Annotated in this window: 17 protein-coding genes, 1 tRNA gene and 1 riboswitch; of the genes, 10 read left to right on the top strand and 8 right to left on the bottom strand. The window is 68.1% G+C overall.

Features of this window, described 5'->3' with window-relative positions; all coding sequences use genetic code 11:
* Nucleotides 1-69: 69 nt before the first annotated feature.
* The 5 genes from U1763_RS08125 to cpdR form a co-directional block, all read right to left on the bottom strand.
* Nucleotides 70-882, bottom strand: coding sequence for an ABC transporter substrate-binding protein (locus U1763_RS08125; RefSeq protein ID WP_332754805.1), 813 nt, complete (start codon nt 880-882; stop codon nt 70-72).
* Nucleotides 879-2,777, bottom strand: a complete 1,899-nt coding sequence (locus U1763_RS08130; protein WP_332754806.1) for a TonB-dependent receptor plug domain-containing protein — start codon at nt 2,775-2,777, stop codon at nt 879-881. Before U1763_RS08130 ends, U1763_RS08125 begins: the two co-directional genes overlap by 4 nt.
* A 115-nt stretch (nt 2,778-2,892) precedes the next feature.
* A riboswitch (cobalamin riboswitch) is annotated at nt 2,893-3,091 on the bottom strand.
* A 316-nt stretch (nt 3,092-3,407) separates the two neighbouring features.
* Entirely contained in the window at nt 3,408-5,492 is a 2,085-nt protein-coding gene (locus U1763_RS08135) for a TonB-dependent receptor (RefSeq protein ID WP_332754978.1), read from the bottom strand.
* Nucleotides 5,493-5,586: 94 nt separating this feature from the next.
* Nucleotides 5,587-5,661: transfer RNA gene (locus U1763_RS08140), tRNA-Val, on the bottom strand.
* 44 nt (nt 5,662-5,705) lie between these two features.
* Nucleotides 5,706-6,083, bottom strand: coding sequence for a cell cycle two-component system response regulator CpdR (gene cpdR / locus U1763_RS08145; protein ID WP_055881295.1), 378 nt, complete (start codon nt 6,081-6,083; stop codon nt 5,706-5,708).
* 112 nt (nt 6,084-6,195) lie between these two features.
* Between cpdR and U1763_RS08150 the strand changes: the two genes are divergently transcribed.
* A complete protein-coding gene (locus U1763_RS08150; protein WP_332754807.1) occupies nt 6,196-7,059 on the top strand; it encodes an N-formylglutamate amidohydrolase in 864 nt (287 codons plus the stop codon).
* 29 nt (nt 7,060-7,088) lie between these two features.
* On the opposite strand, the gene U1763_RS08155 is transcribed toward U1763_RS08150, so the two are convergent.
* Complete coding sequence (locus U1763_RS08155; RefSeq protein WP_443026894.1) at nt 7,089-10,256, bottom strand: helicase-related protein; 3,168 nt, start codon at nt 10,254-10,256, stop codon at nt 7,089-7,091.
* Nucleotides 10,257-10,464: 208 nt separating this feature from the next.
* On the opposite strand from U1763_RS08155, the gene U1763_RS08160 reads away from it, so the two are divergent.
* From U1763_RS08160 to U1763_RS08200, 9 genes are all read left to right on the top strand, one after another.
* Nucleotides 10,465-11,328, top strand: coding sequence for a 2-dehydro-3-deoxygalactonokinase (locus U1763_RS08160; protein WP_332754808.1), 864 nt, complete (start codon nt 10,465-10,467; stop codon nt 11,326-11,328).
* Nucleotides 11,325-11,960 (top strand): 2-dehydro-3-deoxy-6-phosphogalactonate aldolase, encoded by a 636-nt coding sequence (locus U1763_RS08165; protein WP_332754809.1) that lies wholly within the window; start codon nt 11,325-11,327, stop codon nt 11,958-11,960. Before U1763_RS08160 ends, U1763_RS08165 begins: the two co-directional genes overlap by 4 nt.
* Before the next feature lie 428 nt (nt 11,961-12,388).
* Complete coding sequence (locus tag U1763_RS08170; RefSeq protein WP_332754810.1) at nt 12,389-13,510, top strand: 8-amino-7-oxononanoate synthase; 1,122 nt, start codon at nt 12,389-12,391, stop codon at nt 13,508-13,510.
* Nucleotides 13,507-14,124, top strand: coding sequence for a dethiobiotin synthase (gene bioD / locus U1763_RS08175; RefSeq protein ID WP_332754811.1), 618 nt, complete (start codon nt 13,507-13,509; stop codon nt 14,122-14,124). Before U1763_RS08170 ends, bioD begins: the two co-directional genes overlap by 4 nt.
* On the top strand, nt 14,121-15,380 hold the full coding sequence (locus U1763_RS08180) for an adenosylmethionine--8-amino-7-oxononanoate transaminase (RefSeq protein ID WP_332754812.1): 1,260 nt from the start codon (nt 14,121-14,123) through the stop codon (nt 15,378-15,380). The genes bioD and U1763_RS08180 overlap by 4 nt, the downstream gene beginning before the upstream one ends.
* A 123-nt stretch (nt 15,381-15,503) precedes the next feature.
* Nucleotides 15,504-16,592, top strand: coding sequence for an extracellular catalytic domain type 1 short-chain-length polyhydroxyalkanoate depolymerase (locus tag U1763_RS08185; protein ID WP_332754813.1), 1,089 nt, complete (start codon nt 15,504-15,506; stop codon nt 16,590-16,592).
* 463 nt (nt 16,593-17,055) lie between these two features.
* Nucleotides 17,056-18,429, top strand: coding sequence for an MATE family efflux transporter (locus U1763_RS08190; protein ID WP_332754814.1), 1,374 nt, complete (start codon nt 17,056-17,058; stop codon nt 18,427-18,429).
* Nucleotides 18,430-18,514: 85 nt separating this feature from the next.
* Nucleotides 18,515-18,736 (top strand): hypothetical protein, encoded by a 222-nt coding sequence (locus U1763_RS08195; protein ID WP_332754815.1) that lies wholly within the window; start codon nt 18,515-18,517, stop codon nt 18,734-18,736.
* 37 nt (nt 18,737-18,773) lie between these two features.
* Complete coding sequence (locus tag U1763_RS08200) at nt 18,774-19,172, top strand: MAPEG family protein (protein ID WP_332754816.1); 399 nt, start codon at nt 18,774-18,776, stop codon at nt 19,170-19,172.
* A gap of 3 nt (nt 19,173-19,175) precedes the next feature.
* On the opposite strand, the gene mmsB is transcribed toward U1763_RS08200, so the two are convergent.
* Both mmsB and U1763_RS08210 read right to left on the bottom strand, forming a co-directional pair.
* Entirely contained in the window at nt 19,176-20,051 is an 876-nt protein-coding gene (mmsB, locus tag U1763_RS08205) for a 3-hydroxyisobutyrate dehydrogenase (RefSeq protein WP_332754817.1), read from the bottom strand.
* A 128-nt stretch (nt 20,052-20,179) separates the two neighbouring features.
* Complete coding sequence (locus tag U1763_RS08210) at nt 20,180-20,956, bottom strand: enoyl-CoA hydratase (RefSeq protein WP_332754818.1); 777 nt, start codon at nt 20,954-20,956, stop codon at nt 20,180-20,182.
* Between the last annotated feature and the right edge of the window lie 58 nt (nt 20,957-21,014).

The raw sequence follows: 21,014 nt of genomic DNA on the forward strand, positions 1-21,014 counted from the left end.
GCTCCATTATTTCCGCCATTCCAATTGGGACCCGGCCTCCGCCGGGGTGGCTTTGGTATGGGTGTCGCATCACAGCCCGGCCCTGATCGCGGCGAGGCGTTCTAGCGCGGGTGGAATGGTCGGGCCGCCGCAGTTGATCAGGACGCGGGGGAAGACGGCTTGCGGCGTGGTCGGCAACAGGCGGTGACGCAGTGCGGTGCCGCGGCTGGCGCGTTCGGGGGCGATCACGATGGCCGGCGGTTGCGTCACGATCGTCTCCGCGGACAGCGTGCCGGTATGCGTCAGGCCATAGCTCGCGGCGGCGTTGCGGAAGCCGACGCGGGTCATCATCTCGTTCAGCAACGTGCTCCCCCCGGTTGCGAGATCGCCGCTGATATAGAGCAGAGCGCTGGGCGGCATGTCATCCTTGGGCCCATCCTTGCGACTCCAGCGCGCCACCGCGCGATCGATATCGGTGTTGATCCGCGCGCCACCCGCGGGCGCACCGACCGCGTCGGCGATCTGCTTCATCTGTGCCTGGCTCTCCTCGATCGAGTCCGGGATGCCGAGCAGCAATGTCTTCAGCCCGGCCCGCGCGTAGGCCGCCTGGGTCGCCGGCGGCGTATACGTGCTGGCGATGACGAGATCGGGGTGGAGCGCGATCACCTCCTCGGCGGTCCCGGCGATGCCGCGAAACCGGCGCGCGACGGCGAGCGGGATCGAGGTCGCGGACGGGTCCTGCGAATAATGGCTGATCCCGGCGATCCGCGATGCGGGCAGGATCCGGACCAGCACCGAATCCACGCACGGATTGGTCGAGACGATCCCCCCGCCGCCGCCCGCGCCCGGGGATTGCGCGCAGCCCCCGAGCAGGAGCGCGAGGAGGATCGCCCCGCGCCTCACTTCAGCCGCAACCGCACGCCGCCATACGCCGCGCGACCGTAATTGCCGTAGCCCGCGATCGTCTCGTACCGCGAGTCGGTGAGGTTATCGACGCGGCCGTACAGCGCGATCCGGTCGGTAATCGGCATTTCCGCGCGGACACCCGCCAGCGCATAGCCGTCGAGCCGCACGGTGTTGGCGGCGTCGTCGAAGCTGTCGCCGACCATCGTCACGGTGCCGCCGACCGACAGTCCGAACGCGAACCGGTAATCGGCGTCGACGCTCGCGGTCTGCTTGGGACGGCGCGCGAGGTCGTTGCCGAAATCGCTGCCGATCGAGCGGTTCTCGGTGTCGATATAGCTGTAGTTCGCGGTCAGCGTCAGCGCGTCGACCGGGCGCAGCGCCAAGGTGAACTCGACGCCGTCCGCCTCGGCGCGGGCGATATTGTCGTAGACGCCGAACGGGCGGTCGACGCAGATCGAACCGGCGTTCGTCTGCTCCGCCGGGCTGCAATCGCGGAAGTCGATCTGGTTGCGCGTACGGCGGTTGAAATAGGTCACGCCTGCGCGGACCCGGTTGGCGAGGAACGCCTGCTCGACCCCGACGTCGAAGTTGCGCGCGGTCTCCGGATCGAGGCCGCGGTTCCCGTAGTCGGAGAAGAGCTGGTACAACGTCGGCGCCTTGAAGCCTTCGCCATAGCTTGCGCGGATTGTCGTGCCGGTGCGCAATGCCAGCGCGGCGTTCGCGCCGAACGTGGTGTGGCTGCCAAAATCGTCGTGATCGTCGTTGCGGACGCCGCCGGTGATCGTGAGGATGTCGAGCGGCTTGACGATCAGCTGGCCGTAGACGCTGGTTATCCCGGTATCCGCGAAGGTGAAGCCGTCATTGAAACGGCTGTTCTCGCGCTCAACTCCGGCGACCACGCGGACCTGGTCGAGCGGGCGGAAGTCGCCTTGGTATTCGTAGCGTTCGCTGCGGCCGCGACCGATGAAGGTTGGATCGCTGCCGAAGCTCGGGTCGTAATTGTCACGGTTGATGTCGGCGATCGTGAACGCGACGCGGTTGTTAATCCGCCCGTCAGCGAAGTTCGCGTGCAGCCCTGCGTAACCGTATGCCTCGCGCGTCTTCGAATATTCGGGCGTGTCGGCGAGCACGTAATCGGGGGCCGGGAAGCCGTCGATCTCGACGCGGCTGTCGGCGAAATAGCCGCGCAGGTCGAGGCCGATTCTCGGCGCGAACTCGACGCCCACTCGTCCGGTCGCGCCATATTGGCGATAGCCGTCGCGCTCGGTGCCACTGGCGGCGGACGAGATGCCGTCGGTGCGCAGATAGCCGCCGGTCAGCGAGCCCGACACCGGACCGGACTTGCCCGAGACGCCCGCGCTCGCGAACACGCTGTCGGCATAGCCATATTCGGCGTTGGCACGCGCTTGAATGCCTTGTGTCGGCGCAGCGGTAATGATGTTGACGACGCCGCCGATCGCCTGGCTGCCCCATGGCACCGAGTTCGGCCCGCGTAGAACTTCAATCCGCTCGACCGAGCTCGACAGGAGGTTGCCGAAGTTGAAGCCGCCGCCGGTCGACGAGGGATCGTTGACGCGGACGCCGTCGATCACGACGAGCGTCTGGTCCGCCTCGGCGCCGCGGATACGGACGCTGGTCAGCGCGCCGATGGTGCCATTGCGCGTGACGGTGACACCGGGCGTGGTCGCGAGCAGGTCGGACACCACGGTGGTTTGCCGGCGCTCGATCTCGGCGCGGTCGATGACCGTTACTGCCTGGCCGATCTCGCTCAGCGGTTGCGCGGCGCGGGTCGCGGTGACGACGACTTCGGAAGCGTCGGGATCGGGGATGGTCTGGGCAAAAGCAGGCGCTGCGATCGCCGCGGCGCCGAGCAGAAGGAAGAATTTCGTCATGGGTACGTCCTAAGCAGAACCGCCTGCGACCATTCGCGGGGCGGCCAGACGTCTCTCGCTCGAGGAAACCCGGCTGGACCGGAGCACTCGTCCGCGCCGGACACCCGCCCGCGCAGTGGATCGACCGTGAAAGGCAGGTCTCCTGGCTTCCGGGTCATCGCGCCCACCCCGCCTTCCCAGGTCGAAACCCAGTGGCATATTCGGGGTGGCCGCTATCCGGTCACAGTTGCGGGTACAGCGCCGGTCTTGCGGATTCCCGCGCACCGACTTCCCTTTTGATCCCGTCGCCGGGAACCCTTCACGGGAGTGGCATTAGTCGCACGCCAGACACGGGTCAACGCAGCGCCTACTCATGCTCCCCACCCGGGGCGTGGTTCAGTAGACTCATGGTCTATCGCACCACCCCGGCGAAGGCCGGGGCCCAAGTGGGGAACGGCGATAACCGAGCGCAGTGCCCCGTTATTTCCACCTTTCCAATTGGGCCCCGGCCTTCGCCGGGGTGGTGACTAGTACCAAATGGTGACGTTCCCCGAAATTGTTCTCCCGCGAAGGCGGGAGCCCAGACTGGGTCCCCGCCTTCGCGGGGAAACATGCTGTCTTCGTTTCTCTTGGCAAGCGACGGATCGAATATCAGCGCCCCCCGTAGCGCAGCCCCACCCAGATCGTCCGCGGCGTTGCGCGTTCGACGATGTTCGCGCCGCTGATCCCTGCCTCGACGCGCTCGTTGAGGAAATTCTCCGCCCGAAACTCGGCAACCAGCGAGCCCAGGATCGGCAGCGCGGCATACGCATCCAGCGTCGTCGCGGCCCCAAGCACCCGTGTGTTCTGGTCGTCGTCATACTGCCGGCCGACATGACGCACGGTCAGCGACAGCGCCGCCGCATCGTGCCGCCAGTCGACCGTCCCCGACACCTGGTCGCGCGGGGTCTGCGCCGGTCGCAATCCGTCCAGAGCGGCGGTGATCCCCGAACCCTCGACCTTCGAGTTCGTGTGCGACCACGATGCTTGCACGCCCAGCGGACCCGGTCGATACGACGCATCCAGTTCGAAGCCATGCGCGCGGATCGCGTCGAGATTCTGGCGGACACGGTAGGTGGCGACCCCCGGCAGCACCTGCGGCGGGTTGGTCGTCGTGACGTTGGCGATCGCGTTCTTCAGCCGGTTGTAGAAATAGGTCGCGGCGATGCTCACGCCCGGCGTCGGCGTCAGCGTGACGCCACCCTCGACCCCGGTCAGTCGCTCCGGCGACAGCAACGCGTTCGCCGCGGTCGCGTCGTTGCCGACCCGGAACGGGCGGTACAGTTCGTTGAGCGTCGGCAGTCGCCATCCGCGATAGCCGGCGGCCCGCAGCGTGACCGCCTCGATAGGCTGATACGCGACGCCTGCCCGCCCGGTAGTCTCGCTGCCGTCGCGGTTCGCGTAGCGCAGGTCGGTCAGCGCCGCGCCGGTCGCGAGCGGCCGTTCCGTCAGATAGCCGCCATCGATCGACCACCAATCGACCCGCCCACCTAGGCTGAACGTGAGGTAGCCCGCGACGAGGCTTCCATCGGCGAACACGCCGGTCGTCGTCGTACTCCCGCCAGCTTCCCGCCGCCGCGTCGGCGCCGCGTTGACGAACGTATAGAGCTCCTGCGTCTTGCCGCTCACGTCGCGGATATCCGCGCCCAGCCTGAGCGTGATGCTCTCGCCCAGCGGCGGTGCGATCTCGATCCGCCCGCCAAGCCCTGTCGCCGGCGTATTGTACTGGTTCAGCGACTGGATCGCGGTCGTGCGCGCGGCAGTGATGCTGTTGAAGCTGCTCGCGAACGCGCGCGTCTGCAGATACGCCAGCGCCGAATAGCCCCACGCGCCCCGCCCGATCAGCCGGATGCTCGCATCGGCCCCCTCGCTCTTATTCGCGGTGAAGTCGCTCCCCCGGTCGCGCCGATCGGTGAACGCGCTCGCATTCATCTGCAATTCGGTTTTCGCGCCGATCCCGACGACGGTCCGCAACGCGCCCGACGCCTGCTCGTATGGCGCGGCCCGATCGACGATCCCGCGGCTCTCCGCGACGGTCGGCGTAAAGCCGTCACCGCGCGCGTACGCGCCCGACATGGTCGCAAACCCCGACCCGCGCACCAGCGCCGCCGACCCTTGCGCATCGACCGAATCGCGGCTGCCATAGGCGACGCTGCCCTGGAACGGTGTCAGGTCGTCAGGCGTCGCGCTCTCCAGTTCGACCGTCCCGGCCAGCGCGCCCGGTCCCTGATAGCCGCTGCCACCGCCGCGCGTCACGCGGATGCGCCCTAGCCGCCCCGTCGCATAGGCCGGGAATGCGACCCAGCCGCCGAACGGATCCGCCTGCGGCACGCCGTCGAAGATCAGCAGCGCGCGACTGGAGGCGTTGCCGCCAATCCCGCGCAGCGAAATCCCCTGGCTGGTCGGGTTGGCACTGCGCGAATCCGAACGACGAAACTGCTGCAACCCGGCGACGTCGGCCAGCACGCTCTCCAGCCGGTTGCTCGCATTCGCCTGGATCCGGTCGCGCCCGATCGTGACGATCGAATAGGCGCGGTCGCCGGGTGCGTCGGCCAATCCGCGCCCGGTCACGACGATCTCGGCCGGACTGTCGGCGGCGGGCGGCGGCGGCACGTCGGACTGCGCAAGCACGGCGCCAGGCGACAGCAGGACGCTGGATGACAGGATAGCGGTGGCGGAAATCGAGAAGCGGATCATCCGTGCCGCATGACAGCTTTTCACGATACCGGAAGGTCGGAAACGCCCAGACAGCAAAAAGCCCCGCTAACCCGGAGGTTAGCGGGGCTTTCTATGGTGGGCGTGGCAAGGATTGAACTTGCGACCCCTGCGATGTCAACACAGTGCTCTACCACTGAGCTACACGCCCGCCGGAGCGCTCCACTAGCCGCGCTTATCGCGGGGTGCAAGCGCTCAATGCATGCCGGTGACATTATCCATCTCGAACAGCCGATCGACCTCGGCGACCAGGTCGCGCAGGTGGAACGGCTTCGACAGGACGCGGGCCTGCGGCATCGCCCGCCCGGCCTTCAGGGTGACCGCCGCAAAGCCGGTGATGAACATCACGCGCAGGTCCTTGCACATCTCGCCGGCTTTCTGCGCCAGTTCGATCCCGTCCATCTCGGGCATCACGATATCGGTGAGCAGCAGGTCGAACGTCTCGGTCTCGAGCAGCGGAATCGCCGCGGTCCCGCGGTCCACTGCGGTGACGGCATACCCAGAGCGCTCGAGCGCCCGCGTCAGATATTCGCGCATGACCTGATCGTCCTCGGCCAGCAGAATTCGCAACATCGATCTAAAGTCCTGTTTTCACGCGTACATTGACGCGCTTTCCCTACGCGCAAAGTGGTTAACATTTCCAGATCGATTGCCCGTTCCGACGCGTCGCCCTAGCGTGCTCGCCATGTCATCGCCCCCCTTCGAGCGCTTGCCCCCTTTCGAACACCAAGATACCGCGCCGCCGACCAACCCGGTCGTGATCTCCGTACCCCATGCCGGACGCGACTATCCGCTCTCGCTCAAGACCGCGTTGCGCGTGCCGCTGGCGGCGCTGCTCCCGCTCGAGGACCGGCTGGTCGATGCGGTGGCACGGAGCGCGCGAACGGATCAGGCGATGATTATCCAGCGTCGCGCACGCGCCTGGATCGATCTCAACCGCGGTGAAGACGAACGCGACGCCCAACTCGACGAAGGCGCGCGATCGATCCCGCCCGCGCAACAGTCCGCCAAATTGCGCAGCGGCCTCGGCCTGGTGCCGCGCCGCGTCTCGGGCGCCGGCGACCTGTGGGCACGCCGCTTCACCGATGCCGAAGTGACCGCGCGGATCGTCAACGACCACCGGCCCTATCACGCAGCGGTCGCAGCCGCGTTGCAGGCGGCGTATGCGCGGTTCGGGGTGGCGGTGCTGCTCGACGTGCATTCGATGCCCCCGCTCGGCCCTGGTGGGACGCGGATCGTGCTCGGCGATCGGTTCGGCCATGCCGCCGCGCCACGCTTCGTCGACCGCGCGGAAACGGTCTGCACCGCGCATGGCTTTTCGGTCGCGCGCAACACGCCGTATGCGGGGGGGCACATCCTCGAACGCCATGCCCGCCCCGACCTGGGCATCCACGCGATCCAGCTCGAGCTCGACCGCACCATCTATCTCGATCGCAAACTGCACGCGCCCGGTGCCGGTTTCGCGCGGGTGGTGGATATGGTGGGCGCTATGCTTGCCGGACTTGCCGACGAGGCCCTTTCGACACCGCTCGCCGCGGCGGCTGAATAAGCCTCGCCTGATCCCAACTGGTAGGCCGATCAGTCGGTCAACGCATCGAGCAACGCCTCGACCTGCGCGGCGCGCTCGACCGGATCCGCCACCGCCCGTTGCGCGATCCAGCGACCATTCTTCTCGACCAGATCCTCAAGCGGCGCGTCGGCGCGACGGTCGTTCGGGGTGAACGCGATCGCGGCAGGACCGGCGTCGATCCGCCGGATACCGGCAGCACAGGCGCGCAACCGTATCCGCGCCAGCAACAGCAACCGACGCGCCGAATCGGGTACCACACCGAAGCGATCCTCCAGCTCCGCCTCGAACTGGTCGAGCGCCGCGACGTCCTCCAGCCGTGCCAACCGGCCGTAGAGCGACAGGCGCACCTCCTCCTCGGGTATCCAGGCGTCGGGCAGGCTGCCCCCAACCCCGAGGTGCAGGTCGGGTACCCAGTCGTCGACAGCCTCCCCCCGCGCCAGCCGCAACGCACGGCCGAACAGATGCTGGTACAGGTCGATCCCGATCAGCTTCATATGCCCCGCCTGTGCCTCGCCGACGAGGTCGCCCGCACCGCGCAGATCGAGATCACGCGCGCTGATCGCAAAGCCTGCGCCAAGCCGGTCGAACGCCTGCAACGTCCGCAGCCGCTTCAGCGTCGCCTCAGCGATCGTTGCATCGCCGTCGGTCAACAGCATCACCTGCCCGCGTCGCCCGCCGCGCCCGACCCGGCCGCGCAACTGGTGGAGCTGCGACAGGCCGAACCGGTCGGCATGATGGACGATCATCGTGTTGGCGCGCGGCACGTCGAGCCCCGCCTCGATGATGTTGGTGGCGAGCAGCACATCGCCGTCGCCGGCCGCAAAGCCGACCATTGCCTCATCGATCTCGGCCGCAGGCATCTTGCCATGCGCCTGGACGAGCCCGAGTTCGGGCACCAGCTTGGCCAGCTTTGCGGCGAGCGGCGCCATGTCGTCGATCCGCGGCACCACGACGAAGCTCTGCCCGCCGCGCGCGCGTTCGCGCCGAAGCGCAGCGCGGACGGTGGCGTCGTCGAAGCTGGCGACCGCGGTGCGGATCGGCTGGCGGCGCGCGGGCGGGGTGGCGATCACCGACATGCCCTGAAGCCCGATCATCGCCGATTGCAGCGTCCGCGGGATCGGCGTCGCGCTGAGCGTCAGCACGTGACCGGCCCCGAGCGCATGCAGCTTGGCCTTGTCGGCCGCCCCGAACCGCTGCTCCTCGTCGATCGCGACCAGCGCGAGATCCTTATAGGCGACTCCCTTGCCGGCGATCGCCCCGGTGCCGATGACGACGCCGATCGAGCCATCCGCGAGCCCCGCCTTCACACGCGTCTTTTCCGCCGTGCTCGACAGGCGGGACAGCCCGGCGACGGTGATGCCGGTCCCTTCGAAGCGCCGCGCGAAGGTCTCGATATGCTGCCGCACGAGCACGGTCGTCGGCGCGGCGATCGCGACCTGTCGGCCCGACAAGGCAACCGCCGCCGCCGCGCGCAAGGCGATCTCGGTCTTGCCGTAGCCGACATCGCCGATCACCAGACGGTCCATCGGCTTGCCGCTGGCCAGATCCGCCAGCGTGGTCGTGATCGCGCGTGCCTGATCGGGCGTTTCGGTGAACGCGAAGCCGGCGGCGAAGCGTTCATAGGCCGCGCGGTCGGGGACGATCGGGTCGGTGGTGCGCGCCGCGCGCTCCGCCGCGATCGCCGCAAGATCACGCGCGCTTTCGGCGATCGCCGCATCGATCGCGCCACGTCGCTTCTGCCACGACGAACCGTCCAGCGCGTCGAGAGTCACGGCGTCGGCATCCGCGCCATAGCGCCAGATCCGATCGGCTTCCGCCACCGGCACGAGGCGGCGGCCGTCCTTGGCATAGCCCAGCACGATCGCGTCACCGCCCGCGTCGGGCAGCGCCTCAAGCCCGCGGACGATGCCAATACCGAACTCCTCGTGGACCACGACGTCGCCGCAGCGCAGTTCGCTCGACAGGCCGGCCAGCGCGCCAAGGCCGCTTGCACCGATCTCGTCGCCGCGGGCGCGGCCGCCAAGCAGGTCGGCGCCCGCGATGACGGTGGCGCCGGGCGCCACGAAGCCGCGGTCGATCGGCGCGACCAACAGCATCGCGCTGCCGGGCTTGGCCGCGGCGACGTCCGACCATCGCTCGATCGCCGTGAACGCGACCTTTGTGCGATGCTCGAGCCGCGGCTGGAGGAACCGCAGGTCGCGCGGCGAGCCGACCAGGACGAGACGCGAATCGGCAAGCACGTCGCGCGCGAGCTTGGCAAACGCGCGGGCGGGATCGCGGTGCTCGACGAAGCGGGGCGACGGCGTGTCACCCGGATCGATCGCGACCATGTCACGCTTGGCGACCGCCGCATCCCAAGACCGGGTCGCGACCAGATCGGCACTGGCCTTGCGACGCGGCAGGCCATCGGCGGCAAGATCCATGAACCGCGCGCGCCGGCGATCGACGCCGGGGTCGCATGCGATTGCCGCGTCGGGCAGATGCGCGAGGAGGGCGACCCCCTTCTCGACCACGGGCTCGGTCGCGCGGCCGACCTCGATACAGGCGATATCGGCCGATCCCAATTGCGAGACGGGATCATATTCGCGCAACGCGGTGATCCGGCCCTCGGCGAATTCGATGCGGACGGGGGTCGCACGATCGGCGGGAAAAATGTCGATGACGTTGCCGCGCACCGCGATCTCGCCCGGCTCGTCGATCCGATCGTCGACGATGTAACCGATCTCCGCTGCGGTCGCCGCGAACGCCTCGACGTCGATCGCATCGCCTACCGTGAGCCGGGGCGGGGCGGCGTCGAACATCGCTGGCTCGGGGTAGCGTACGGCGGTCGCCTCCGCCGTGGTCACCAGCAGGACCGGCCCGGTATCGCCCAAGGTCGCCGCGCGCACGCGACGCAAGGCCGCGACGCGCAATCCGACATTGGCCGGCGACGCGGGCGCGTCGTCACCGGGCAAGGCATCGCTCGACGGCAACTGGACGACCACCGCGTCGGGCACCAGCGCCGTGGCGATCGCCGCAATATCAGTCGCGCGCTGATCATCCAGCGCGACGTAGACGAGATTACCCTGTGCGAGCCGATCGGCGATCGCCGCCGCGATCGCCGCGGGGGGCGCTGCAAGGGGCGCGGCCGGTATGATGCCGGTTTCGGTATCGGCCTGACGGCTGGTTTGAAGCACACGCATTCCTCTCGCTGGTCCGAACTGAACGAGACGCATCGACGCGTGTTCCTGCGACGCTATCCTCGATCAGTGCGTTTGCCGGTGGGTGCCGCCGATGCGTGTCGCTGTCGGGGTGCTCAACGCGGTCGGTGCTGGACATCGAAGATTTGTCGTATAATTCCTGCGATCAATACCGTTGCATCGCGACGGGAGTGAGGTGGCGAACATGACGTCTTTCATCGCGGTCGACTGGGGCACCTCGAACCGCCGCGCGTTCCGGATCGAGGCGGGGCTCGTCATCGCCTCGGAACGCGACGATCGCGGCGCAGCGACGGTCGCGCCTGCGGACTATGCGGCCGAGGTCATGGGCATCCGTCACCGGCTTGGCGACCTGCCGATGCTCCTCGCAGGGATGGTCGGATCGACCATTGGCTGGCGCAGCGTACCGTATGTCGCCGCCCCCGCCGGGCTCGCCGAGATCGCCGCAGGGCTCCTCCGGATCGACGACCGGACCGCGATCGTGCCGGGGCTGTCGTACCGCGACGGGTTGCATGCCGACGTGATGCGCGGCGAAGAGGTGCAGTTGCTCGGCGCGGTCGCCGCCGGGCTGGTGCCCGCCGACGCACTGCTGTGCCAGCCCGGCACGCACTGCAAATGGGCGACGATCGAAGCGGGGGCGATCACCCGCTTCACCACCGCGATGACCGGCGAACTTTTCGCGCTGTTGCGGACGCACGGCATCCTCGCCAGCCAGCTCGGCCATCCGGTCGAACCCGGTGCAGCGTTCCGCGACGGCGTCACGGAGGGCGCGAAACGCGATCTCGCCGCCAGCCTGTTCGCGATCCGCGCGCGCGGCGTGCTCGGGATCGCCGACGACGCGCATGCCGCGTCGTTCGCGAGCGGTCTGCTGATCGGGGCGGATACCGCGGCACGGATCGAGCGCGGCACGACGGTGCACATCCTCGCCGACCCGGCCCTCGGCGCACTCTATGCCGATGCGATCGATGCGCTCGGCGGCACATCGCACCATATCGATAGTCAGGCCGCGTTCGTCGCCGGCATCACCCGCATCCAGGACCTTGCAGTATGACCACGCACCGCCAAGCTTTCGACGACGCCTTTGCGAAGTGTCCGCTGATCGCAATTCTGCGCGGCGTGAAGCCGGAGGAGGTCGAGGCGATCGGCGAGGCGCTGGTCGAGGCCGGCTTCACGATTCTCGAAGTGCCGATGAACTCGCCTCAGCCGCTCGACAGCATTGCCCGCCTCGTGAGCACGCTGAAGGGCCGCGCGGTCGTCGGGGCGGGCACGGTGTTGCGTGTCGAGGATGTGGAGGCAGTCGGCGCGGCCGGCGGCACGCTGATCATTGCGCCCAACGCGAATGTGCGGGTGATCGCGGCGGCGGCGGAGCGCGGCTATGTCGCGCTCCCCGGCATCGCGACGCCGACCGAGGCATTCGCGGCGCTGGAGGCAGGTGCTGCGGCGCTGAAACTCTTCCCCGCCGAGGCCGCGAGCCCCGCCGTGCTGAAGGCGATGCGCGCCGTCCTCCCCAAGGATACGCGCGTTCTGCCGGTCGGCGGAGTCGTGCCGGAGATCATGGCCGAGTGGCGCAAGGCGGGGGCCGCTGGCTTCGGTCTGGGCTCGGCGCTGTATGCGCCGGGGATGACGGCAGCGGATGTCGGCGCGCGGGCGCGCGGGTTTATGGCGGCGTTGAAGGCGGAGTAGCGCCGTACCGGTTGGCGTCGCTGAAACTGGGCGTAGCATACGCCAGGCCGCGCACACCCGTCCGTCACCCCAGCGAAGGCTGGGGTCTCCCGGTTCGGGTCTCCTGCTCGACAACAGGGATACCCCAGCTTTCGCTGGGGTGACGGAGGGGGCGACCGATTGAGCTCACGATCGACCCGCTATCGTCTTCGCAGCGCGTTGGGTTTGGGGCGGCGCAGCGCCGCACCGGTCGAGCTGGGCACAGCGTACGCTAGGCCGCGCACCCCGTTCGTCACCCCAGCGAAAGCTGGGGTCTCCTGGTTCGGGTCTCCCGCGCGACAACAGGGATACCCCAGCTTTCGCTGGGGTGACGGATTGGGGCGTGAGGGATTGGGGCTCATGATCGACCCGCTATCGTCTTCCCGCCGCGTAGGGTTTAGGGCGGCGCGATGATGTTCGCCGACCAGGACCGAGACCTTGCCAAGCTGGCCGCCGCCGACCGATATCGATCGCTCCGCCCGCGCACCGGCATCGATTTCGCCTCGAACGACTATCTTGGGCTCGCCGGGTCGGACCGCCTGCGCACCGCGATGATCGAAGCCTTGTCGAGGGGCATACCGGTCGGCTCGGGCGGCTCGCGGCTTTTACGCGGCAATGCGCCCGAGCATGAAACACTGGAAGCGGAGGCCGCACGGTTTTTCGGGACCGAGGCGGCGCTGTTCTTCGCCAGCGGGTACATCGCCAACACGATCCTGTTCGCGACATTGCCCCAGCGCGGCGACCTTATCGTCCACGACGCGCTGATCCATGCGAGCGCGCATGAGGGCATGCGTCTCACACGGGCGACCTGCGTTAGCGCGGCGCACAACGATGCCGATGCGTTCGCAGATGCGATTACCGCATGGCGCGCGACGGGTGGCACGGGCCGCGTGTGGATCGCGGTCGAGAGCCTCTACAGCATGGACGGCGACCGCGCGCCGCTCGCCGATCTCGCGGCCATCGCAGACCGCCACGACGCGATCCTGCTGATCGACGAGGCGCATGCGACCGGGGTGTTCGGCACCGATGGCCGTGGCCTTGTCGAGAGACTCGACGGACGCCCGAACGTCATCACGCTGCGGACCTGCGGCAAGGCGCTCGGCTGCGAGGGCGCGCTGCTGTGCGGGCCCGCAGTGATGCGCGAATTCATCGTCAATCGCGGCCGTGGGTTCATCTTCTCGACCGCACCGTCGCCGCTGATGGCGCTGGCGGTCGGTGAGGCGTTGCGGATCATGGCCGACGAACCCGCGCGGCGGGACCAGCTGTGGGGCCTGATCGCGACGGCGGAGCGAATGCTGGCGCCGCACGGTGTGGCGGCGACCGGTTCGCAGATCCTGCCGCTAGTGCTGGGCGATGCGGCGCGGACGATGCGTGTCGCGAGCGCGATCCAGGCGGCGGGGTTCGACGTGCGCGGCATACGGCCGCCGACCGTGCCCGACGGGACGTCGCGGTTGCGGATATCGTTGACCTTGAACGCCACCGCGGCAGATATCGCGGCTTTGGGAACGGTTTTGGGAGAGGCGCTGCAATGACGATCGTGGTCACCGGAACGGACACCGATATCGGCAAGACCGTGTTCGCCGCGGGCCTGACCGCAGCACTCGGTGCGCGCTATTGGAAGCCGGTGCAGGCTGGGCTCGCGGATGGCAGCGATGCGGCTTCGGTCGTTACCTTGGGCGTTCCCGCAGACCACGTCCTGCCCGAAGCCTACCGGCTGACCACGCCGTGCTCGCCGCATCTCGCCGCCGAGATCGATGGTGTGACGATCGATCCCGACCGGCTCGCGCTGCCCGAAGTCGATGCCCCGCTGGTGGTCGAGGGTGCGGGCGGCGTGATGGTGCCGGTCACGCGCGACCTGATCTTCGCCGACCTGTTCGCGCGCTGGGGCAAGCCGGTGGTGCTCGTCGCGCGCACGGGGCTCGGCACGATCAACCACAGCCTGCTCTCGATCGAGGCGTTGCGGAGCCGCGGCGTACCGATCCTCGGCATTGCCTTCATCGGCGACACGGTCGAGGACAGCGAGGCGACGATCGCCGCACTCGGCAAGGTCCGGAGGCTCGGCCGCCTGCCCCGCCTCGGTCCGCTCAACGCCGCGACGCTGGCCGCGGCGTTCGCCGCGAATTTCGACCTGGAGGCGTTCCGGTGAGCGACTCCCCCGTCTGGCATCCGTTTACGCAGCATGGCCTGCACGAGCCGATCCCGCTCGTCACACATGCCGAGGGCGCCGCACTCTACACCTCGGATGGCCGGCGGATCGTCGATGCGATCTCGTCCTGGTGGGTCACAACGCATGGCCATGCCAACCCGAAGATCATGGCGGCGATCGCGGAGCAGGCGGGCAAGCTCGACCAGATCATCTTCGCCGGCTGGACGCATCAGCCTGCCGAGGACCTCGCGCGCGGACTGACCGCGATCATGCCGCCCGAACTGACCCGCGTGTTCTTCTCGGACTCCGGCTCGACCAGCGTCGAGTGCGCGCTGAAGATGGCGCTCGGCTATTGGCTCGATCGCGGCGAGGATCGCCACCGTATCCTCGTGATGGAGCACGGCTATCACGGCGACACGATCGGCGCGATGTCGGTCGGCGCGCGCGGCGTCTTCAACCGGGCGTACGAACCGCTGCTGTTCGATGTCGGCACGATCCCCTTCCCTGCCGCCGGGCTCGAACACGCGACGCTCGACGCGCTTGAGAAGGCCTGCGCCGCGCACCCGGCCGCGTTCATCGTCGAGCCGCTGCTGCTCGGCGCGGGCGGGATGCACATCTATCCCGCGCGCACCCTCGCCGAGATGCGGCGGATCTGCGCTGCGCACGACGTGCTGTTCATCGCGGACGAGGTGATGACCGGCTGGGGCCGCACCGGTACGTTGCTCGCGTGCGAACAGGCGGGCGTGGTGCCCGACATCCTGTGCCTGTCGAAGGGCCTGACCGGGGGCGCGATCCCGCTCGCGGTGACGATGGCGACCGAGGCGATCTACCAGGCGCATTACGGCACTGACAGGGCGCGGATGTTCTTTCACTCGTCGAGCTACACCGCCAACCCGATCGCCTGCGCCGCCGCCAACGCGAATCTGGCGATCTGGCGCGACGAACCAGTGCGCGAACGGATCGCAGATCTCGCCGCCCGCCAGGCGTCAAGGCTGGAGACGCTCGCCCGGAACCCCCGCATCGCCAACGCGCGCCAGATCGGCACCATCACCGCGGTCGAGCTGCGCGGCGAAGACGGCTATCTTTCGCAGATAGGTCCGCGTCTGCTCGCCTTCTTCGGCGCGCGCGACCTGCTGCTCCGGCCGCTCGGCAACACCGTCTACGTCATGCCGCCCTATTGCATCGACGACGCCGATCTTGATCGAATCTACGCGGCGATCGGCGAGGCGTGCGACGTGCTGGGGCAAGACTCCTGACGTTTTTGCTGCGGTGCAGCAACAAATGATGTACGTCCCACGTTGAGATAAGATCGCGGCCGAGTACGCCTTGCGACGAAAGGCTCGATTCACGTGAGAAACATCGCCGATACCATTGCTCGCATGGCCCGCGCCGGGGCCCCCACGCCGCGCACCACGGCGCCTAGCCGCCTGACGCCGTTGGTCGAGTTCGGGACCAATCCGGGGGCCTTGCTCGGATACGCCTATGTCCCCGCCGACCTGCCGGCGAACGCGCCGTTGGTCGTCATCCTGCACGGCTGCACGCAGACCGCGGCGGGCTATGATCACGGGTCGGGCTGGTCGCATCTTGCCGACCGCGCCGGCTTCGCGCTGTTGTTTCCCGAGCAGACGCGCGCGAACAATCCCAATCTCTGCTTCAACTGGTTCGCCTCCGAAGACACCGCACGAGCCGGCGGCGAGGCTGAGTCGATCGCGCAGATGACCGAGACGATGATCGCACGCCATGGCCTCGATCGCAGCCGCGTGTACGTCACCGGGCTGTCGGCCGGCGGGGCGATGACGGTGGCGATGCTCGCCACGCGGCCGGACCTGTTCGCGGGCGGCGCGGCGATCGGTGGCCTCGCCTACGGCACCGCGACCGGCGTGTCGCAGGCGCTCGACCGGATGCGCGGGCATGGCGATACGAGCGATACGGCTTTGATCGACAAGGTTCGCAGCGGCGCGCGCGGCCATGACGGAGCGTGGCCGACGCTGGCGATTTGGCACGGCGGCGCGGACGCAACGGTCAGCGTCGCGAATGCGGACACGATCGCGCGGCAATGGCGCGGTATCCACGGCGTCGATGCGAACGCGGTACGCACGGAACGCGTCGGCACCGCCGTCCACCGGATCTGGTCGGACGCGCAAGGGCGCGACGTGGTCGAGGACTGGACCGTGCCGGGCATGGGTCACGGCACGCCGATCGATCCGTTGCGCGGCGAGCGTCTGGGGGCCGCGGGGCCGTTCATGCTCGATGTCGGGATTTCGAGCACGTCTGTGATTGCGAAATCTTGGGGGCTGGTTGCGGCGGCGAAGGCGGAGACTGCGGCAAAGTCAGTGCCGATCGAACGCGTCGCGAAGATGGCGATCCCGGTCTCGTCGAAGCCCGCGGCGAAGCCTCGGCCGGAGCCCCCTACCGGTATCCAAGCTACGATCGAGAACGCCCTCCGCGCCGCCGGGTTGATGCGATAGAGTTCCGGCTGAGAGCACCGATACGGTCGACAACGCCGTTTCTTCGAGGTCAGGATTTGCCACCGGTCACCCCCTGCAAAGCCTTAACCGCTGCATGGCCGTCGCCTCAAAATATCCGTCACCCCAGCGGAAGCTGGGGTATCCTGCGGGGCAGATGACAATCGCCACGACGATGATATCCCAGCTTTCGCTGGGATGACGGAATTGGCGTAACACGCGTCTTTTTAAGTCACGCGGTTACTCGATCGTCGCCGTCACAACCGGATCGACCCTGCCCTACCAGGGGGAGGTGGCGCCGAAGGCGACGGAGGGTACGGCACAGCGGTTGTCGCCTCCCCTCCATCTGGCAAACGCTAGCCCCCCAGGCGGGAGAGGATCGTAAGCTTCGACGACCGAGACTGCCACGCTCTCCTTCAAAGTTCACGGTCATCGACTTGGCCGTGAACCCGGCTAAAGCCTACGCATGACGTCCACCCCGCCCCGCCCTTGGCGAACCGAATTCGCGGCCACGCTGAAGCTTGCCTGGCCGCTGGTCGCGACCAATCTCGCGCAGGCGCTGGTCGGTGCGACCGACGTGGCGATGCTGGGGCGGCTCGGGCCCGATACGCTGGCGGCGGCGACGCTGGGGTTGAACCTCTATCTCGTGTTCCTCGTCTTCGGCATGGGACTCACCACCGCCGCCGTTCCGATGATCGCGCGCGAGCGGGGTGCGCGGCCGCATGCGGTGCGCGATATCCGGCGGACCGTGCGCCAGACCATATGGGTCGCCGCCACGCTCTGTATCCCGTCGTGGATCGTGCTGTGGAACGCCGAAACGATCCTCGTCCACCTGCTCGACCAGGATCCGAAGCTTGCACACGAGGCGGCGAGGTTCGTCCGCGCAGTGATGTGGGGGATGCTGCCGAGCCTCGCCTTCCTCGTGCTGCGCGCGTTCGTCGCCGCGCTCGAAAAACCGGCCTGGTCGCTGGTGGTGATGGTCGGGCTGCTAATCGTCAACGCCGGGCTCAACTGGCTGCTGATCTTCGGTCATGCCGGCCTGCCCGCGCTCGGCCTGCTTGGATCCGGCACCGCGAGCAGCATCGCCAACGGCCTCAGCTTCGTCGCGATGGCCACCGTGATCGTCTACGCAAAGCCGTTCCGCCGCTATCGCCTGCTCGGCCGGTTCTGGCGCGCCGACTGGCCGCGATACCGTGCGGTGTGGACGCTCGGCCTGCCGATCGCGATCACGCTCGGGTTCGAATCGACCGTGTTCATCGCTGCGGTCTTCCTGATGGGCCTGCTCGGGACCGTGCCGCTCGCCGCGCACGCGATCGCGATCCAGATCGCCAGCGTCACCTTCATGGTCCCGCTCGGCATCGCGCAGGCCGCCACGATTCGCGTCGGTCTCGCGACCGGACGCGGCGACCGCGCGGGGATCGGCCGTGCAGGCTGGGCGGCGTTCGCGATAGGCGAAGGCTTCATGGTGCTCACCGCCGCGTTGCTGATCCTCGCGCCGCAACTCCTGATCGGCATCATCCTCGACGTCGATGCGCCTGCGAACGCGCCGGTCGTCGCGCTGGCGATCTCGCTGCTCGCGGTGGCCGCGGTGTTCCAGGTGGTCGACGGCGCGCAGGTGATCGGCGCGGGGATGTTGCGCGGGCTCGGCGATACGACGGTGCCGATGATCTTCGCGGCGATTGGCTATTGGGGGATCGGCATCGGTGTCGGCGCATGGCTCGCATTCGGGCGCGGCTGGGGCGGGGTGGGGATATGGACCGGACTTGCGACCGGTCTGGCCGTGGTTTCGGTGCTGATGATGGCGCGATGGCACGCCCGCGAGCGGCTCGGCCTCGGTTGAGGCTCCACTGGCCCCGTTTCGCACCTATGACGGTACCGTTACCTGGTTGAGTGCGTTAACATACATTGCATCACGGGAGCCTAACATGTCCGACCAAGACCGTATCGTCGCGATCGGGCTCCTCACGCAGCGCGACGTCTTCGCGCTCGGCCACGATCTGTCACGCGTCTATCCGATCGACGAAGTGCCGTGCTTCGGCGCGCTGCTCGGGGCGATCGACGATGCCGACCGCGCGTTCCACCGCGCGCACGACGCCCGCCAATCGCTTGCCAATCCGCAGATCACGGTCGCAACATCGGCGCGATAGCGGCGTTCGACACCCGCTACCTTAGCGGAGATCGATCATGACGCATTTGCCTACCGAATTACTGCTGCTCGGCTGGTCGACGGTTCTGTTGTTTGCGTACGTCATGATCCAGGGGCAAACCGCCACGCGCGACCGCGGGCTCGATTGGAACGCGGGGCCGCGCGACGGCGAGCAGAAGCCGCTCGGCGCGATGGCGGGCCGCGCCGAACGCGCGCTCAAGAACTTCCAGGAAACCTACCCCGTGTTCGTCGCGCTCGCGCTGGGGCTGGCGGTGACCGATCGCACCGGCGGGCTCGGTGCGATCGGCGCCTGGCTCTGGTTCGGCGCGCGGATCGCGTACGTCCCGCTGTATCTGTTCGGCATCAAATATGTCCGCAGCCTGTGCTGGATGGTATCGATCCTCGGCTTGCTGTTGATGCTGATCCGCTTCCTCTAAGGCTCAGTTTCGTAACGTGCGAATGATCGCCGAGAAATCGAGGCCACCCTGCCCGTCCGTGGCAAACGTCTCGTAGCGCTCGGCGGCCTTCGCGCCCATCGGCGTGTCCGCGCCGACGTCCTTTGCCGCGGCCATCGCGAGCCGCAGGTCCTTGAGCATCAGCGCCGTCGCGAAACCGCCCTGATAGTCGTGATCGGCGGGGGTATCGGGGCCGATCCCCGGCAACGGCGCATAGGTGGTCATCGACCAGCTCTGACCCGAGGACACACTGGCGATATCGTAAAACGCTTGCGCGTCGAGCCCGAGCTTTTCCGCCAGCACGAACGCCTCGCATGTCGCGACCATCGTCGCGCCGAGAATCATGTTGTTGCAGATCTTCGCCGCCTGCCCCGCGCCGTTTGTGCCGGCATGGATGACGGCCTTGCCCATGTCGGCGAGGATAGCCTGTGCCCGCTCGAACGCCTCGGCCGAGCCGCCGACCATGAAGGTAAGCGTGCCCGCATTCGCCGCACCGATCCCGCCCGACACCGGCGCGTCGACCGCGGCTAGCCCCTTGGCCTGCGCAGCTTCGGCAACCTGCTTGGCGGTGGCGACGTCGATCGTCGAGCAGTCGATCAGGATCGCGGACGGGGGGGCGACGCCGAACAGCGTGTCGTAGACCTCGGCGACGTGCTTGCCGGCGGGGAGCATCGTCACGATCGCCTCGGCACCGTCTGCGGCCTCGGCAGCAGACGCGACCGGCAGGCATCCTGCGATCTTCGCCTTGGCAAGCGCGTCGGCGCTCAGATCGAACGCGCGGACGTCGTGGCCCTTCTTCGCGAGGTTCGCCGCCATCCCGCCGCCCATGTTGCCGAGCCCGATGAAACCGATCCGTGCCATTGCTTATCCTCTTTAACGATCGTCATCCCAGCGAAAGCTGGGATCTTTGTGGGGCTAGCGTTTCGACCGCCAACGGGGAGACCCCAGCCTTCGCTGGGGTGACGGGGTTGATACGGACGTTTGTCGGATCACTTCCCCGTCCAGGTCCCGGCGCGCTTCTCGACGAACGCGGCCATGCCTTCGCTCTGGTCCGCCGTCCCGAACAGCCCGTGGAACAGCCGCCGCTCGAACTGGACGCCCATCGCGAGCCCCGTCTCGAACGCCGCGTTGACCATTTCCTTGTTCGCCAGCACCGCCAGCGGCGCCATCGCGGCGATCGTCGCGGCGGTCTTCACCGCCTCCTCGACCAGGTCCGCGGCGGGGACGATACGGGACACCAGCCCTGCGCGCTCGGCCTCCTCGGCGTCCATCATCCGACCGGTCAGGCACATCTCCATCGCCTTCGCCTTGCCGACCGCGCGCGTGAGGCGCTGCGATCCACCCATGCCCGGCGACACGGCGAGCTTGATCTCGGGCTGGCCGAACTTGGCGGTATCGGCAGCGAGGATGAAGTCGCACATCATCGCCAGCTCGCACCCGCCACCGAGCGCATAGCCCGCCACCGCCGCGATCACGGGTTTGCGCGTCCGCGTGAAATTCTCCCAGCCTGCGAAGAAGTTGCTCGCATACATGTCGGCGAAGCCCTGCGACTGCATCTCCTTGATGTCCGCCCCGGCCGCGAACGCCTTGGCGGAACCGGTCAGCACAGCACACCCCTGCGACGCGTCCGCATCGAACGCGGCAAACGCGGCGATCAGGTCGGCGAGCACCTGCGAATTGAGCGCGTTCAGCGCCTGGGGCCGGTTCAGCGTGACAAGCGTTACGCCACCGCGCTGCTCGACCAGGATCGTTTCGTAGTCGGCCATTCAATCTCTCCTATCCCGTCACCCCAGCGGAAGCTGGGGTCTCTCGATAATGATGAGA

Source organism: Sphingomonas sorbitolis, from assembly GCF_036663875.1.
GTDB lineage: Bacteria > Pseudomonadota > Alphaproteobacteria > Sphingomonadales > Sphingomonadaceae > Sphingomonas.

Bases quoted from the DNA above. Each gene is read 5' to 3' on its own strand.
- U1763_RS08130 (WP_332754806.1), bottom strand. From the start codon at position 2,777: ATGACGAAATTCTTCCTTCTGCTCGGCGCCGCGGCGATCGCAGCGCCT.
- U1763_RS08135 (WP_332754978.1), bottom strand. From the start codon at position 5,492: ATGATCCGCTTCTCGATTTCCGCCACCGCTATCCTGTCATCCAGCGTC.
- cpdR (WP_055881295.1), bottom strand. From the start codon at position 6,083: ATGTTGCGAATTCTGCTGGCCGAGGACGATCAGGTCATGCGCGAATAT.
- U1763_RS08150 (WP_332754807.1), top strand. From the start codon at position 6,196: ATGTCATCGCCCCCCTTCGAGCGCTTGCCCCCTTTCGAACACCAAGAT.
- U1763_RS08160 (WP_332754808.1), top strand. From the start codon at position 10,465: ATGACGTCTTTCATCGCGGTCGACTGGGGCACCTCGAACCGCCGCGCG.
- U1763_RS08165 (WP_332754809.1), top strand. From the start codon at position 11,325: ATGACCACGCACCGCCAAGCTTTCGACGACGCCTTTGCGAAGTGTCCG.
- U1763_RS08170 (WP_332754810.1), top strand. From the start codon at position 12,389: ATGATGTTCGCCGACCAGGACCGAGACCTTGCCAAGCTGGCCGCCGCC.
- bioD (WP_332754811.1), top strand. From the start codon at position 13,507: ATGACGATCGTGGTCACCGGAACGGACACCGATATCGGCAAGACCGTG.
- U1763_RS08185 (WP_332754813.1), top strand. From the start codon at position 15,504: ATGGCCCGCGCCGGGGCCCCCACGCCGCGCACCACGGCGCCTAGCCGC.
- U1763_RS08190 (WP_332754814.1), top strand. From the start codon at position 17,056: ATGACGTCCACCCCGCCCCGCCCTTGGCGAACCGAATTCGCGGCCACG.
- U1763_RS08195 (WP_332754815.1), top strand. From the start codon at position 18,515: ATGTCCGACCAAGACCGTATCGTCGCGATCGGGCTCCTCACGCAGCGC.
- U1763_RS08200 (WP_332754816.1), top strand. From the start codon at position 18,774: ATGACGCATTTGCCTACCGAATTACTGCTGCTCGGCTGGTCGACGGTT.
- mmsB (WP_332754817.1), bottom strand. From the start codon at position 20,051: ATGGCACGGATCGGTTTCATCGGGCTCGGCAACATGGGCGGCGGGATG.
- U1763_RS08210 (WP_332754818.1), bottom strand. From the start codon at position 20,956: ATGGCCGACTACGAAACGATCCTGGTCGAGCAGCGCGGTGGCGTAACG.